This window comes from Ferdinandcohnia sp. Marseille-Q9671, from assembly GCF_976954385.1.
Genome location: NZ_CDRJTA010000004.1, coordinates 1,013,473 through 1,030,340, shown reverse-complemented (window position 1 = coordinate 1,030,340; position 16,868 = coordinate 1,013,473). Strand labels below are relative to the sequence as shown.

Genomic DNA, 16,868 nt, shown 5'->3' with positions numbered 1-16,868 from the left:
TTATACTTCCCCTTTCTTGACAGTATCATCTTTTGATTTTGCTCGTTTAGTATTAAACTTAGCAATTAATCGATGAATTAAGATGCTAGTAGCCGCAAAATAAATAATAATAGCAATAATTGTGTTTGCAATTTCAGGTGGAATTTCAGTCATTGCATTCATAAACCCTGTACCTGAATAGAGGATCCCGAAAAATACAGCTGCAAAAAATACACCAATCGGCGCATTAGCTCCAAGTAATGCAACTGCAATACCGTCAAAACCTTGAGATGGCATGATACCAATTTGCATGGTAGAAGCGTTACCAGAATACATTGCAACACCTGCAAGTCCAGCAAGTCCTCCTGAAATAAGCATTGATAAAATGATATTGCGATTCACTCGCATACCAGCATATTCTGCTGCATCACGGTTAAAACCAACAGCTTTTAATTCAAAACCAAGTGTTGTTTTATTAATAATAAAGCCAACGATTATTACAGCAATAATTGCAAGGAATAGACCTAAATTCACATAAGATCCCTGAAACATTTCTGTTAAAAATGGAACTCGTAAAGAAGCTGTATCTGGCAACTTTTGTGATTCAGTCTCTAAGAATTCACCTTTAAAGTATCCTGGCACTACATAGTAAACTGTCCAATAGCCAACCCAGTTCATCATAATAGTTGATACTACTTCATGAACATTAAACTTTGCCTTTAATAAACCAGGAATAAACGCCCATAGAGCTCCACCGATAAAACCAACAAGAATCATTACAATGAGTAGTAAAGGTCTTGCCAAATCAAATGTTAATCCGACTGCAGTTGCACAAAGTCCCCCGATTAACATTTGACCAGGTGTACCGATATTAAACAACCCTGTACGGAAGGCAAATGCTACGGATAATCCTGTAAATACTAGAGGAGTAGCTGTAGCTAATGTATTACCAATACGTTCGAGATTTTTTAATGCCCCTTGAAATAAATATGAGTATCCTTCAATTGGATTACTCCCAATGAAGAACATTAGTAACCCACCGGCGATGAGTCCTAAAAGCACAGCAATTAATGAAACTATCGTTGTTCTCATACACTTCTCTCCTTACTAACGCCCGCCATCATTAAGCCAACTTCATTTTCGTTAGTTTCAGAAGCATTAACAACGCCAATTAGCTCACCATTATTTACGATGGCAATACGATCAGAAAGCTGTAATACCTCGTCAAGCTCTAACGATACAAGTAGGACAGCCTTTCCGCTGTCACGATGGCTTACTAACCGCTTGTGGATATATTCAATAGATCCTACATCTAATCCACGTGTTGGTTGAACAGCAATTAAGAGATTAGGGTTTAACTCTAATTCTCTTCCTATAATCGCCTTTTGCTGGTTACCACCTGATAACGTTCTTGCAATAGATGCTTCTCCTTCTCCAGAGCGCACATCAAAATTCTCAATTATTTTCTTAGCATACTCTTTAATGGCTTTGAAATTGAGAAGTCCATTTTTCGCAAATGGCTCTTTATTATAGACTTGTAAAACCATGTTAGATTGTAACGGATAATCTAGGACGAGCCCGCGTTTATGTCTATCCTCAGGAATATGTCCAATTCCCTTTTCGATTCTTTGGTGAATTGAAAGATTTGATATCTCATCGCCGTCCATAAAAATTTGTCCATTTTCAGCTTTACGTAGGCCTGTAATTGCCTCTACTAATTCAGATTGACCATTACCCTCAACGCCTGCAATACCAACAATTTCTCCAGCTCTAACTTCAAGAGAAAAGTTTTTTAACCCCAATACTTTTCGATTATTCTTAACAGACAGATTATCTATTTTTAGTACTACCTCTCCTGGAGTACTTTCTTTCTTATCAACGTTAAATGATACATGGCGACCAACCATCATTTCAGCAAGACTAGCTTCACTAGTTTCAGCTACATTTACAGTTCCGATTCCTTTACCTCTACGAATAACAGTACAACGATCAGCAACTGCTTTAATTTCCTTTAATTTGTGAGTAATAATAATGATAGATTTTCCTTCTTTAATTAAGTTACGCATAATATTCATTAATTCATCAATTTCATTTGGAGTTAATACAGCTGTAGGTTCATCAAATATTAACACATTTGCTTCACGATAAAGCATTTTCATAATTTCTACTCTTTGTTGCATTCCAACAGATATATCTTCGATTTTTGCATGTGGATCTACATTTAACCCATAGCTCTTTGAGAGTTCTTCAATCCTTTTTGCAGCGCTTTCGGTATCAAGTACAACTCCCATTTTTCTAGGTTCACTACCTAAAATAATATTTTCAGTAACAGTAAAATTATCAACCAACTTAAAGTGTTGGTGCACCATCCCAATACCTAGACGGTTTGCCACATTTGGATTCGAAATACGAACTTCTTCACCATTTACTTTAATTACACCTTTTTCAGGCTGATACATACCAAACAATACTCCCATAAGAGTCGATTTACCTGCACCATTTTCTCCTAATAATGCGTGTATTTCCCCTTTTTTCAACGTAAGCGTGATATTATCATTTGCAACAATACCAGGAAATTCTTTTCTGATATTCAGCATTTCAACAACATATTCCATAATAGCACTCACCTTTTTTATAGACTCGTATCCTTTTTATAGGAGTCACCTATCCCAACATAAAAATTGCAACTGAGATTCAACTTTCAGCTAGGTAATTACTACATTAATGTAGGTCATAGACAAAAGAGACGGAGCAAACCGTCTCTTTTATCAACAATGTTATTACTTGATTAAGTTACCTTGTTCACCAGAGACTTTAATTTCGCCTGATTTAATCTTTTCATACACATCGCCAACTTGTTTAACAGTATCTTCACTTAAGTTTGGATTTTCTTCTGGAATATTAACTCCATCATTTTTTACATCATATGTTAGAGTTTCTCCACCAGGGAATTTACCATCAAGTTCTGCTTTAATTAATTCTTGTGTTGCAAAAGCTAACTTTTTCATTGCAGAAGTTAAGATTACAGATTTGTTATTAGCTTCATCATAGATTCCATCTGCATATTGGTCTACGTCTACACCAACGATCCATACTTCCTCACCAGCTTGTACGCGTTTCTTTGCTTCGTCAATAGCACCAACACCTACACCACCAGCAGCAGCAAAGATTACATTTACACCACGATCGTACATTTGAGCTGCGATTTGACCACCCGCTGCTTTATCATCAAACGTACCTTGATATACAACATTGTCTTCTTTAATAGTTAAATTTGTGCCTAAGTTTTCGTTTGCATAAGCTAAACCTTGTTGGAAGCCCCAGTTAAACTTTTGAACAGCTGGAATTTCCATACCACCGATAAATCCTGCTTCTCCTTCTTTTAATTCAAGAGCAGCAGCAACACCTGCTAAGAAACCAGATTCATGTTCAGCGAAGAATACTGCAACAGTGTTGTCAGCAACAGCTGGAACAAAGTCACCCTTATGTGGGTTACCATCTAATATTACAAATTTAGCATCTTCATATTTAGATTGTGCTTGGAATACTGCAGTTTCGAATTTAAACCCAGGTGATACAATGAATTTGTAACCTGCATCGTATAAGTTACCCATTTCTTTCAGGTATTCTGCTTCAGTAGTACCTGCTGGCTTTAGATATTTTTCTTGGATTCCTAGCTCTTCTTTAGCTGCTAGAATCCCTTCCCAAGTACCTTGGTTAAATGATTTATCATCGATAGTACCTGCGTCAGTTACCATACCTACTTTTAGGTCAGCACCTTTAGCGTCACTTCCGCCATTACCTTCTTTTTCGTCTGCACCACCACATGCGCCAAGTAATGTACCAGCCGCAAGCAGAAATGCTAATCCTAAGCTAGCTTTCTTTTTTAACATGGATATACCCCCTAATAATTTGTAATAGTACTTTCCTTAACTATTTGTAAGTAACGGACTACTTATTCACCTCCTTAAAGTGTGCAATAACTCCCATCTTTATAACAGGCGCTTCCTAACTACATGAAATGAAAATTTATCCGCTCTAAAATAATTTTGAGAAAATAATACGGGTTCATCCTTTTCGTCAAAATGCATTTGCTTCAATAAAAGTAAGGCTGTCTCCGGCTCACAGTTCAAAATGGGAGACACATTCTCATGGTAGCCTATAGGCTCAATATGGGTAACCGCATACGAAATCTTTCTTCCCGCTTTTTTTTCAAGTAATTCAAATAAAGATTCTTCATGAGAGTAATTTGCTGGTAAATTTTTAGAAAGTATTTTATCGACACAATAGACGACAGGTTCTCCGTTAGCGGTTCTAACTCTTTCAATTACAGTTATTTCATCATGTTCCCTACAACTAAATCCCTTTATATCACCATCAGTTGGTCCTTTAACGGTTTTAGACAGAAAAATAGTTCCTGGTGTCATTCCACCTTTAATAATCATATCTGTAATACTACTTATTTGCTCAATCCCTGAATTGAAAAGTGGTTTTGAATTAACAAAAGTTCCTACACCATGTCTTCTAATGATGACATTCTCTTCCTCGAGAATTCGTAATGCTTCTCGTAAGGTAGCCCTACTGACACCTAATTGTTTTGCTAGGAGAAATTCTGATGGTAGTTTTTCTTTTTCTTTATAAATACCATTTTCAATATCAAGTTTGATTTGATCTATCACTTGTAAGTACAATGGTCGATTATCTAACTTGATAGCCACTACGATCCCCCCTATATGTATAGTCATCAGACCTCTGATGTTAGACAATGTTTAATCCGAAATAAATATATCATTTTTTCCAAAATAAATAAACAAGAATTGAATAAATTGTCGAAAAAAAAAGAAGAGCTAGTAACTCTTCCTTTACACAATTAGTTAACTCCCTACATCTTCACTTTTAGTAGAGATAAGTACGGCTCTCGGTTTACTTCCTTCATATGGGCCTACGATACCCCTAGCTTCCATTGCATCAATCAGTCTAGCAGCTCTTGTATAACCAATTCTAAATCTTCGCTGAAGCATTGATACTGAAGCAGTTTGCATTTCGATTATGAGCTGGACAGCATCATCAAATAACTCATCTTCTACCTCTTCTGTAGCTTCAACCGTTTCAGAAGGAATCATTTCCTCTTGATATTGTGCCTTTTGCTGAGAAATGACAAAATCTACTACCTCTTCAACCTCATCATCTGATAAAAATGCTCCTTGAACACGTACAGGCTTCGAGGCACCAACAGGTAGGAAGAGCATATCACCTCGTCCTAATAGCTTCTCTGCACCGCCCATATCAAGAATCGTTCTAGAATCTGTTTGTGATGATACACTAAATGCAATCCGCGAAGGTATATTTGCTTTTATGACACCTGTTATAACATCCACAGATGGCCTTTGAGTTGCAATAATTAAGTGTATACCTGCGGCACGTGCCATTTGTGCTAATCGTGTGATAGAGTCCTCCACATCAGAGGATGCAACCATCATTAAATCTGCTAATTCATCTACTATAACAATGATATATGGTAGAGTAGGTTGTTTTGCCTCTTCTTCCGCATTGTGACGACGAATATAATCATTATACCCTTCTATATTTCTTGTGTGCGTATGAGAGAATAGTTCATATCTACGTTCCATCTCATTTACAACTTTCTTAAGAGCTTGAGATGCCTTTTTGGGGTCTGTGACCACAGGTGCTAATAAATGAGGAACACCATTATAGACATTCAATTCAACCATCTTTGGATCAATCATCATCATTTTAACTTCATGAGGCTTAGCTCTCATCAAGATACTTGTGATAATTCCATTAATACACACACTCTTACCGCTTCCAGTTGCGCCTGCAACTAAAAGATGGGGCATCTTGTTTAGTTCCGCAAACATTGCTTCTCCAGAGATATCACGCCCCAGTCCAATTAACAATTTTGAGTCTGAGCGTTGGCTGTCTGATGCTTCTAGTACCTCACGAAGTGACACAACCGCTACTTCCGAATTTGGAACCTCAATTCCGACTGCTGATTTTCCAGGAATGGGTGCTTCTATCCGAATGTCCTTAGCCGCTAAAGCAAGTGCTAAATCATCGTTCAGATTTACAATTTTACTTACCTTGACTCCCACATCCGGGTAAACCTCATACTTGGTTACTGCAGGTCCTAAGTGTACCTTTGTAACCTTCGCCTTAACACCGAAGCTATGAAATGTTTTCTCTAGCTTTCTAGCATTTTCATAAATGTTTTCATGCTCAGCGCTTTGGCTTGTTTTCTTTGGTGGATGTAAAAGGTCAATCGGTGGTAATTCATAGTCCACATTCTCAAGTTCACCCTCTGTAAAGGTTATTGGGATCTTTTCTTCATGATCATCTTGTGCATCCTTAGTTGGGTTCCCTTTTTCACGAGGTGCATCCTCCTGAGTAGTATAGGCCCTATCGGCAAAATTTGAAATGATCGGCTCAATAGGAATTTCTACAGGCTCTGCGTGGAACTGTTCTTCTAATTGTGTTTCACTATCGACATTTTCTTTTTTCTTACTGCGTTTTTCCTTTTTGGGTTTTGTCTTGTGTTGATGAAACCAATCCTTTGTATCTTCTATAAAACCTGCCCATTGATTCTTGCTAAAAGTTACAATTGGCCCAAAGAACTTAGCAAGTGTATCATGTAGCGATTTACCAGTTACAAGGACACCGCCAATGATAATTAAAAAAACAGATATTATTTTTGTTCCCGCTTCATCAAATAAAAAATAAGAAGCGGCAAAGAGTATTGATCCTATCATTCCTCCGCCAAGATCTGTCGTTGTCGTATTACCACTAACAACAGCCCAAAACATTGCCCATGTATTCTTGATAACACTAGGGTCAGTAAACTTACCTTCATTTGTTTGTAAGTTAAATAACGGAATGTGACTTAATAAGAGAATTGCACTTATGATTAAATAGACGCCGATTAATTGCCTTGTAACAATCCTTGGCCAGGCACGGTTCCAGATTATGTAAAATGAAACGAGTAGTAATCCAATTAACCCGAGAATATCCCAATTCCCTAGGAAAAAACGAAATAAATAAACAAGTCCCGTTCCAACAGTTCCTAGTCTAGCTAATCCTATACATGCTAAAGCTAATAATAATAACCCAAGTAACTCAAATTTCAGTGTCTTTTTCCACTCATCTTTTCTCTTCGCACTCCTACGTTTTCGTTTAGCCATACTACACCTACTTCATCTATCAAATGCTCCTTAACTAGTTGTGTCAGATTTCTTTTGTGTTTTAAAGAAATCTACATCCTAAGCCAAAGGTTTTTACCTTAATCAGTATAAAATCAAGACTACTATTACTGAATATATACTGCATAACGAGAAAGCAGCCACTTCATGGCTGCTTCTTCTAAAATCTAGTTAAATTATAGCACATTATACCAATGTCGGACAATTGGTAGTGAAAACAGGCTTTAGGAGATCATGCAAGGAAATAACATACCTTGTCTCCTTCTTCACTTTACATTTCAATTCCCCAGTAGCTACAAAAATAGTATGTTAAAGTTTTATTTTTTGTCCTGGTGAATATCTTCCGTCTAAATAGTGTTGAGGATTCGTACTCATTATTCTTTCAATGGTATATTCACCGTTAGATGCTTGACTAACCGCTAATGAAACTCCATTAATGTCAACAAATTTCAAGTTGCTTTCGTGCTGTTCATCTTGTGGATATATGAGTTCCTGTGGCATCATTGTATATAAAATCATTGAATCATCTGCTCACTTTCTTGCGCAGGGTTTCTCTCATCAATTAACTCATTCAACTTTTTGATTGCCTGCCCGATTCCACCAATATCATCTATAAGTCCATATTTAACAGCATCGGAACCTATTACATTTGTTCCAATATCTCTTGTTAGGTTCCCCTTAGAGAACATTAATTCCTTAAACTTCTCTTCAGAAATATTTGAATGTCCTGTTACGAAATTAACAACTCGATCCTGCATTTTGTCGAGGTATTCGAAAGTTTGTGGTACTCCAATGACAAGACCTGTAAGTCTGACGGGATGGATTGTCATAGTTGCAGTTTCTGCAATAAACGAATAATCGCATGCCACTGCTATTGGTACACCAATAGAGTGCCCGCCTCCCAACACAATTGATACAGAGGGTTTGGAAAGTGATGCTAGCATTTCTGATATAGCAAGTCCTGCCTCAACATCTCCACCAACTGTATTTAATACAACAAGTAACCCTTCAATCTTTGGGTTTTGTTCGATGGCAACGATTTGAGGAATGACATGTTCATATTTAGTTGTCTTATTTTGTGGTGGCAATTGGATATGTCCCTCAACCTGACCAACAATTGTTAAGCAATGTATCTTACTATCATTTGACAATTGAGGGACATTTGTTTGCCCTAATTGTTGTATTTTATCAACTAAAGAAGATCCTTTTGTCTGTTCATTTTTATCTTGATCCCCTTGTGGTTGTTCTGCATTTATGTACTGATCGTTATTCATAGTAATCTCCTTTCAAACCCATTTACGATTTAGTATTAACACAAGAATAATTTTCATTCTTGAAATAAACGAGTGAAAGAAAACCACTAGCTTAGAGAATCGCTATTGCATACTAACCATATATCTTAACATCTTATTAATTTACAAAATAAAAAGCCAATCATCATGATTGGCTTTACTGTGAGGATTATTATCCTGAGATTAGTTTTGTTAGTTGAATCCGTTCCTGTTCGGTTAATGGCACTAATGGTAATCGAACAGAACCTACATCTAATCCTTTTAGTTGGAGTGCTGTCTTTACTGGGACTGGGTTTGGAGATGTAAACAGTCCTTTCATAATAGGCAATAACTGCTGATGAGATTTCGCTGCTTCGCTAATGTCACCACTCACAAACGCTTTTACCATTTGTTGCATTTCATTCCCAATTACATGAGAAGCAACAGAAACAACACCTTTTGCACCAACAGAGAGTGCAGGTAATGTTAACCCATCATCACCACTGTATAAGACAAAGTCTTGATCTGTATTTGCAATAATCTCAGTCATAGCATCTAAATTCCCACTTGCCTCTTTAACAGCTACAATGTTTGGTATATTTGACAACTTTTTAATGGTTTCTACCGACATATTTACAACTGACCTACCAGGAATATTGTATAGCATAACAGGAAGATTTGTACTTTCTGCAATTGTTTTAAAATGCTGATACATGCCTTCTTGATTTGGTTTATTGTAATATGGGACAACAAGCATTACAGCGTCAACGCCAACTTCTTGTGCTTTTTTGGTAAGTTCAATTGATGCATAGGTATTATTACTTCCTGTCCCAGCAATAACAGGAACTCTCCCGTCCACCACTTTTACAACATGACGAAAAAGAGCAACCTTTTCCTCAGATGATAAAGTAGGAGATTCTCCAGTTGTACCAGCCACAACAAGTGAGTCTGAACCATTATTTATTAGATAATTAATTAATTGTGTTGCTTTTGGGAAATCGATGTTTCCTTTATTATCAAATGGCGTCACCATTGCTGTAGAAATTCTACCAAATTCGATCATGATATCACACCTACTCCCATTTCAAATACGCCTCGGTAAGTATTTTGAATAAAATACCCCGAGACTTTGTTCACAAAATTTCCAATTTGAATTATATCATAAAATGAAGGAAAAGCCTTCACTATAAATAAATTCCTTGTGCAAAACTTAAAAGTCTTTAACTTCTGAACCTACAGGGCCATCTGAAAGTTGGAAGGCCTTATGAAGTGCATTAATAGCCTCATTCATTTCAGTTTCTCTTACTAGTACCCAAATCGTTGATAAGCTATCCGCAGACTGTAGAATTTGAATTCCTTTTTCTGAGAGTGCTGTTACAATTCTAGCTGTTACTCCAGGGACTCCATTCATTCCCGCTCCTACAGTCGCAACCTTAGCACACTTCTCAGTAACCTGAGGTTCATATCCTAATTGTTTCAGTTTTTCTACGGCACGTTTGGTCATGTCTCCAGACACGGTGTAGACAACTCCATTTGGAGTTATATTAAAAAAATCCACACTAATTTTTTCATTTGCCATAGCTTTAAATACTTCTGTTTGAAGATTGTACTGCCCCTTTTTAGCTTGAACCTTTAATTGAGTTACATTTGTTACATGAGCAATGCCAGTTATCAAGCGATCTTTCACTTCTATGCCTTTGCTACGCTGTTCTAAGGTTGTAACAAGTGTTCCAGGTGCATCAGAATATGTTGAACGAACTCTTATTGGCACCTTTGCTTCCATGGCTATTTCAACAGCACGGGGATGTATCACCTTTGCTCCTTGGTATGCCATATTACAAATTTCATTGTACGTTACGACAGATAAAGGTCTTGCGTCTCCTACAATCCGTGGGTCAGCCGTCATAACACCTTCAACATCTGTAAAAATATCAATCCATTCTGCCTGTAAAGCTACCCCAAGAGCTGCTGCTGAGGTATCACTTCCTCCTCTTCCGAGTGTAGTAATATCTCCAACCTTCGAGATCCCTTGAAACCCAGTAACGACAACTACATCGTGATCTTCAAGTGTACGAAGCAATCTGTCACAATTCATCTCTATAATTCTAGCATTCGTATGATCATTATTTGTTCGGAATCCAGCCTGCCCCCCGTTAAGCGCAGCAGCTGAAAGGCCATGTTTATTTAACATATTTGTAAAAACTACACTAGAAATAATCTCCCCACAAGAAATAAGCATATCCGTTTCCCGATTGCTAATCTTGGCATCTGTATCTTCGACTAAACTTAGTAATGTATCCGTGGCGTAGGGATCACCCAGACGTCCCATTGCTGATACCACGACTACTACTTTATATCCGTCAGCCACAGCACTTTCAATATGCTTCCTAGCTCTTTCTCTTGACTCTTCATCTCTTACTGACGTTCCACCAAATTTTTGCACAACAATTTTCATGAAACCACCTCATGTTAGGTTAAAAAAGAATATCTTGCAGTAAGGAAATAGTACATTGTTCAAAAAGAAGGATGAAAAGGACGGTGTCATCAAGTACATACTTGTGGCATGTTGACTCTAACACGTCATGTACGACAAATGTTTGATGCGGCAAAGCTCTTACGGTCCCAATAAATACGTGAGGGTTGCCAAAACATGCCAGCAAGAATTTCATTGTGTTATTTCACCAGACTCTACTGAACATTCTATATTTATTTTGAGACTAAACCTAGTTTTAATAGACTTCCAGCAATTTGTACAGAATTCCATGCAGCACCTTTTAATAAATTGTCAGAAACAACCCACATGTGGAATCCATTGTCCTGGTCTAAGTCCTTTCTAATTCTTCCAACGAATACATCATTCTTTCCAACAGCATGTATTGGCATTGGATAAAGCTGTTCTGCTGGATTGTCTTCCAGTACAACTCCTGGTGCAGAAGCTAGTAAATCTTTTACTTCTTGAGCGGAGACACCATTTTGAGATGTTTCAAAATAAACAGATTCCGAGTGACCTGTTTCAACTGGTAAACGTACACAAGTTGCAGCAACATGCAGCTCTGGAAGATGCATAATTTTCTTAGTTTCGTTTATCATTTTCATTTCTTCAAAAGTAAATCCGTTATCCTCGAATTTATCTATTTGTGGAATGGCATTAAATGCAATTTGAAAATGCTTTTTATCTCCCTTTACAGGTAATACTTCTGGAGTAAATTCATTTCCTTCAATTATATCCTTCGTTTGATTCTTTAGTTCTGAGATAGCTGCGACTCCTGATCCAGAAACAGCTTGATAAGTTGAAACAATTACCTTTGATAATCCATACGCTTTGCGGATTGGTTCTAATGCTACTACCATTTGAATTGTGGAGCAGTTTGGATTTGCAATGATACCTTTATGAGTATGGAGGTCATTTTCATTAACCTCTGGTACTACTAGAGGTACATTCTCATCCATTCTGAAGGCACTCGTATTATCGACAACAATAGCGCCACGTTTCACTGCCTCAGGAGCTAGAACTTGTGAAACACTACCCCCTGCACTAAACAATGCAATATCAACACCTTCAAACTTCTCAGGCGTTGCGACCTCAACTGTTATTTCTTGCCCTCTATACATAATCTTTTTACCAGCAGATCGTTCTGATGATAATAAGGTTAGTTTCGTTAAAGGAAAATCTGTTTTCTCAAGAGTCTCAATCATTTGTTTTCCTACGGCACCTGTAGCACCTACAACGGCTACATGTAATTCTTTTTCTAATGTCATTTTTGATATACCCCTTCCTAGTAGCGCTAGAATGTCTAAAATTACGTTTAATGATATATATTTTACCACATACAAGCACTAAAGGAGAGAAGAATTTTCATTCTTCCCCTTTATTTAAGCTAATTGTTTTTATTTTTCGTCATCCCGGAATTTTTCAATAATAACGGGCTGTAATTGCCTTCCCTCAATAGCCTCTACAACCGTGTCTCTTAGCAGTTCCATCCGTGCAACCATTGAATTTGGTTTTGCTGTAGGAGCATCTTGACCATAAGGGATAAAATAAATATTTTTTGTGGCCATAAGTCTCATTAAATTTACACCATTTAATCCTAGTGCATCATTCGTGGAAATTCCTAAAACGACTGGACGTGAGTTTCTCAACGTTGCCTTCGCAGCCATTAACACTGGAGAATCTGTTAATGCATTCGCAAATTTGCTCATTGAATTACCTGTAAGAGGTGCAATTACCATACAATCAAGCGGAATTTTCGGCCCTAGAGGTTCCGCTTTTACAATGGAATCAATCACCTTATTTCCAGTCACCTTTTCAATCTTTTCAATCCACTCCGCACCTTCTCCAAACCGAGTGTTCGTTGATTGAACAGTATATGAAACGACTGGAATTACGTTTGCACCCTCATCTACAAGTCTAATAATTTCTGGTAAGACAGCATCATACGTACAATGTGATCCAGTTACACCGAAACCTATTCTTTTACCTTTTAAAGAAGTCATTTACTTATTCTCCTCCCTTTGCTGTAATAACTCTAAAAGAAGCTGTGACAACACATTTGCGACTATTTGCCCCGCCGTCTTCGGAGCGACAATTCCAGGCAAACCAGGGGCAAGCAATGCTTTAATTCCTCTCTTTTCGGCATATCTAAAATCCGTTCCACCGGGTTTAGAAGCTAAATCAACAATTAGTGTGTGTGCAGGCATTTTTGAGATGACGTTTGCAGTAACGATTAGATGAGGTATTGTATTAATGCAAACATCTACATCCTTCACTTCGTTCGCAATTTCAGATAAATGAAACGGGGTTAATCCCATCTCAGTAATCCTAGCAATATGCTCAGTTTTTCTTGCGCCTACTTTCACTTGTGCGCCTAACGCTGCAAATGTTCTTGCAACACTCATTCCTACTCTACCAAGTCCAAGCACCGCAACCTTTGAGTTATGAATGGTTATATCCGTATGTTGAATAACCATCATGATGGTTCCCTCTACAGTGGGGATTGAATTATAAATTGCGACATCATCTCGTTCGAATAAGCGTACTAGTTTACGATTTGTTGCATCAATTATCTTATCTAAATAGGAATTGCTGATTCCAGAGTAAACAACACAGTGTTCAGGAGTATTTGATAAAATTTCTTCAGATAATATGACTGTTTCATTTGAAAAAATCGTCTCTACTTCACCCTCACTGTTTGTTCCTGAAACTGGTAAAATAATGGCATCTATATCTGAAAAGTCGATTTCGTCTACCCTCTCTTTTGATGCACCTGTAAACCCGTGATCCAATTGATCAAATCCAATTAAGGACAGTCTTGCATCTAACTCAATAAGTTTACGAATCACTTCTAGCTGTCTTGCATCTCCACCAATAATTGCAACATGCATATTTGTTAACATAAGATTTATCACCTTCTTTTATTTAAAGTGAAATGAGGTTGTTTCTATAGTAACAATCAGAAACGTTACCTCATCAACTACATCCGCATTAAATTGAAGATTAATAAGCGGTATTACCTCTGGAGAGCATTTAATAAAATCACCATAATTTTATTTACTTCACATACTATGAGGTAAATTGTAAATCGGTGAATAAACGACACTAATTCCGCCCATTTTCCTTCTGCGAGTAACACAGTTTGAAATATATACATCATAACCACACAAAAAACCCGTGGAAAACAATCCACGGGTTTAACTTGTTTATTATTGATTTTCTTCTGAGCCATATTCGTCTGGAATATCAATAATAATCATATCAGTTCCTATTTTACGAATATGTTGCCATGAAACTCTTACCTCACTACCTTGCTTTTTTAAACCAAACCACTTTAATGAAGGTATAATGAGCGCTTTTATTTGCCCTGTGCGTTCATCTATTTCAAGATCGGTTTGGCCTAGAACACCTAATCGCTCTGCTCTTTTTACATCAACGATTTCTTTTCCACTTAATTCACTTAGCCTCAAAATAGACCACTCCTTATTCGTCCTTATTACATGTTATGGAGTAGTCCTATTTTTTAGAAGTAAAATCAAAGTGACAGCTTTTGTGGTAGTTCGTCAGCTGGGCCGATTAATGCAAGTGAAAAGTCATTCGTGAAGATTTGCTTCGACATATCATTTACACTATTTTCGGTGACTTCATTAATTTCGTCTATTATTTCGTCCAGACTCTTATGTCTTTTAAGTAATAACTCGTTCTTACCGTTACGACTCATCCTGCTATTAGTGCTTTCAAGACTCAGCATTAAACTACCTTTCATTTGTTCCTTGCTGTTCTTTAATTCTTTTTCAGTAATTCCCTCTTGTTTAAGCTTAACTAACGTTTCTTGGATGGTTTCAAATAAAAGGTTTAATTGTTTACTACCTGTTCCACCATATACCGTTAACATTCCAGTATCCTTATATGAAGAATGATATGAGAATACCGAATAAGCTAACCCTTTTTGTTCTCGTACATCTTGGAACAGCCTACTACTCATCCCACCACCAAGAATATTATTTAACACAATAAGATCATATACATTCTTATCTCCGATTTGTAGGCCATTAAAACCTAAACAAAGATGAGCTTGTTCGGTTTCTTTTTTACGCGTAATTTTATTTGTATGAAACGATGGTTTCTCAATGCTTTTGTTTATGTGATTTGTAGAGTACGATCCAAAATGATTTTCGACTTTAGAAATAAAGGTTTCATCTATATTTCCGGCTATAGATATAACCACATTTTCAGGTATATAACTCTCATTCATATACTGACGGAGCATATCACCATTAAAAGTTTCCAAGGTCTCCTCTGTTCCTAAAATAGGATAGCCTAACGGATGATTTTCATATGTAGCTTTGCTTAATAAATCATGTACGATATCATCAGGTGTATCTTCGTACATTTTTATTTCTTCTAATACTACGTTCTTTTCCTTTTTTAATTCCTCTTCATCAAAGGTTGAATGAAAAAACATGTCAGCTAAGACATCTAACGCATAATTAGCATGCTCATCAAGCACTTTTGCATAATAACAAGTATATTCCTTAGAGGTAAACGCGTTTACCTGTCCACCAATACTATCGAATGACTCTGCAATTTCTCTCGCCGTTCTGGTTTTTGTACCTTTAAAGAACATATGTTCTAAAAAATGCGAAATCCCATTGTTTTCTGGAGTTTCATTTCGTGAACCTGTCCCAATCCACACTCCTATAGCAACAGATCGAACAGTTGGGATATTCTCTAATACAATTCTTACGCCATTTTGACAAGTATATTTTTTGATCAAGGTTGTAATTCCTCCAGTTCTATAACACGATTTATTACTTTTTCTTTAGTATTATACGTTCTTCGTTTAATAATGTAGAAACATTATCGATTGCTAGTTCTTTTTGTTTAATAGAGAGTATGAGTCTCTCAAGACTTTGTGCAGTTGGCGATGTAGGATGCATTAAAATCATTGCACCTGGGTGAACCTTTCCCATAACTCTTTGAACTAACACATGTGGTTGTGGCTTTTGCCAATCAATTGTATCGACACTCCACATGATTGTCTTCATCCCTAGCTCATCAGCTATTTTCACAACCTCATCCCGATAATTTCCACTTGGTGGTGCAAAGAGTGTTGGTTTTTTTCCGGTTGCAGCCTCAATAACATCGTTCGTCTTGATGAGCTGCTCCCTAACAAGCTCAGTAGATAAAGTCTTCATATTAGGATGAGTATAGGAATGATTCCCTACTTCATGTCCAGCATCTACAATCATCTTAGCCAAGTCAGGATTTTCCTTGACCCATCTGCCCTCTAAGAAAAAAGTAGCGTTTACTTTGTGCTTTTTTAGGGTTTCAAGCATGTCGGGAATATATTCATTCCCCCATGCAACATTTATTAAGAATGAAACAACAGGTTTGTTTGGGTTTCCACGGTATATCGCTGTAGCTGGTAAATCATTTAGATGAACCTTTGGAGAAATTTGTTTATAGACAAGCTTATTTTGATCAAACACTCCATCTTTTTTCATCTTTTTATAAGATTCCTCAACATCCACCTCAACTCCATTAATTCCAGGAGTTGCTTTCCAAACAGGGTCTATTTTTGCGTCCTCTGCTGGGATATGATATTCAAAAGCCCTTTTTTCAATTTCATTTAGGAGCTTATCACTTCCACTAACACTAACTGCAATTTCATCAGAATTTGCCTTTAAACTACTAACGTAGTCATTTGTAAAAGGATTATGTAGTGTTCCAATTGATATCAATAGAATACAAATAAAAACAAAAAATTGTATGTACTGTCTTTTCATAACAATCCCCCTCTTTACTAGAAAATATGTAAAGTAGGGACAAGGTAGAACATAAATTAAATAAATCGACGTATTTTAGATAAATGCATTTATATAAACGGAAAAAGCCCGGTTTACCAGGCTT

General features: G+C 37.0%; 15 protein-coding genes. All 15 read right to left on the bottom strand.

Going from position 1 to position 16,868, the window contains the following annotated elements:
- The 15 genes from ACWNMY_RS20355 to ACWNMY_RS20285 all read right to left on the bottom strand — a co-directional run bounded on the left by ACWNMY_RS20355 (nt 1) and on the right by ACWNMY_RS20285 (nt 16,744).
- Nucleotides 1-1,071 carry an ABC transporter permease gene (locus ACWNMY_RS20355; RefSeq protein WP_449540070.1) on the bottom strand — a complete coding sequence of 357 codons (1,071 nt, stop codon included), beginning with the start codon at nt 1,069-1,071 and terminating at the stop codon, nt 1-3.
- Nucleotides 1,068-2,594 (bottom strand): ABC transporter ATP-binding protein, encoded by a 1,527-nt coding sequence (locus tag ACWNMY_RS20350; protein WP_449540069.1) that lies wholly within the window; start codon nt 2,592-2,594, stop codon nt 1,068-1,070. Before ACWNMY_RS20350 ends, ACWNMY_RS20355 begins: the two co-directional genes overlap by 4 nt.
- Before the next feature lie 165 nt (nt 2,595-2,759).
- Nucleotides 2,760-3,872 (bottom strand): BMP family lipoprotein, encoded by a 1,113-nt coding sequence (locus ACWNMY_RS20345; RefSeq protein ID WP_449540068.1) that lies wholly within the window; start codon nt 3,870-3,872, stop codon nt 2,760-2,762.
- 99 nt (nt 3,873-3,971) lie between these two features.
- Entirely contained in the window at nt 3,972-4,697 is a 726-nt protein-coding gene (locus tag ACWNMY_RS20340) for a GntR family transcriptional regulator (RefSeq protein WP_449540067.1), read from the bottom strand.
- A gap of 156 nt (nt 4,698-4,853) precedes the next feature.
- Nucleotides 4,854-7,175, bottom strand: coding sequence for a DNA translocase FtsK (locus ACWNMY_RS20335; RefSeq protein ID WP_449540066.1), 2,322 nt, complete (start codon nt 7,173-7,175; stop codon nt 4,854-4,856).
- Nucleotides 7,176-7,502: 327 nt separating this feature from the next.
- On the bottom strand, nt 7,503-7,712 hold the full coding sequence (locus tag ACWNMY_RS20330) for a YlzJ-like family protein (RefSeq protein WP_449540065.1): 210 nt from the start codon (nt 7,710-7,712) through the stop codon (nt 7,503-7,505).
- Complete coding sequence (locus ACWNMY_RS20325) at nt 7,709-8,467, bottom strand: ClpP family protease (RefSeq protein WP_449540064.1); 759 nt, start codon at nt 8,465-8,467, stop codon at nt 7,709-7,711. Before ACWNMY_RS20325 ends, ACWNMY_RS20330 begins: the two co-directional genes overlap by 4 nt.
- A 190-nt stretch (nt 8,468-8,657) precedes the next feature.
- Nucleotides 8,658-9,527: a 4-hydroxy-tetrahydrodipicolinate synthase gene (gene dapA, locus ACWNMY_RS20320; protein ID WP_449540063.1), complete on the bottom strand. Its 870-nt coding sequence runs from the start codon at nt 9,525-9,527 to the stop codon at nt 8,658-8,660.
- Between the two features lie 147 nt (nt 9,528-9,674).
- Entirely contained in the window at nt 9,675-10,919 is a 1,245-nt protein-coding gene (dapG, locus tag ACWNMY_RS20315; protein ID WP_449540062.1) for an aspartate kinase, read from the bottom strand.
- 251 nt (nt 10,920-11,170) lie between these two features.
- On the bottom strand, nt 11,171-12,223 hold the full coding sequence (gene asd, locus ACWNMY_RS20310; protein ID WP_449540061.1) for an aspartate-semialdehyde dehydrogenase: 1,053 nt from the start codon (nt 12,221-12,223) through the stop codon (nt 11,171-11,173).
- A 129-nt stretch (nt 12,224-12,352) separates the two neighbouring features.
- Complete coding sequence (locus ACWNMY_RS20305; protein ID WP_449540060.1) at nt 12,353-12,958, bottom strand: dipicolinate synthase subunit B; 606 nt, start codon at nt 12,956-12,958, stop codon at nt 12,353-12,355.
- Complete coding sequence (gene dpaA, locus ACWNMY_RS20300) at nt 12,959-13,858, bottom strand: dipicolinic acid synthetase subunit A (protein ID WP_449540059.1); 900 nt, start codon at nt 13,856-13,858, stop codon at nt 12,959-12,961. It abuts the gene before it with no gap.
- A 306-nt stretch (nt 13,859-14,164) separates the two neighbouring features.
- On the bottom strand, nt 14,165-14,425 hold the full coding sequence (locus tag ACWNMY_RS20295) for a YlmC/YmxH family sporulation protein (protein WP_449540058.1): 261 nt from the start codon (nt 14,423-14,425) through the stop codon (nt 14,165-14,167).
- A gap of 65 nt (nt 14,426-14,490) precedes the next feature.
- Complete coding sequence (locus tag ACWNMY_RS20290; protein WP_449540057.1) at nt 14,491-15,732, bottom strand: M16 family metallopeptidase; 1,242 nt, start codon at nt 15,730-15,732, stop codon at nt 14,491-14,493.
- Nucleotides 15,733-15,766: 34 nt separating this feature from the next.
- Nucleotides 15,767-16,744 (bottom strand): polysaccharide deacetylase family protein, encoded by a 978-nt coding sequence (locus ACWNMY_RS20285; protein ID WP_449540056.1) that lies wholly within the window; start codon nt 16,742-16,744, stop codon nt 15,767-15,769.
- Between the last annotated feature and the right edge of the window lie 124 nt (nt 16,745-16,868).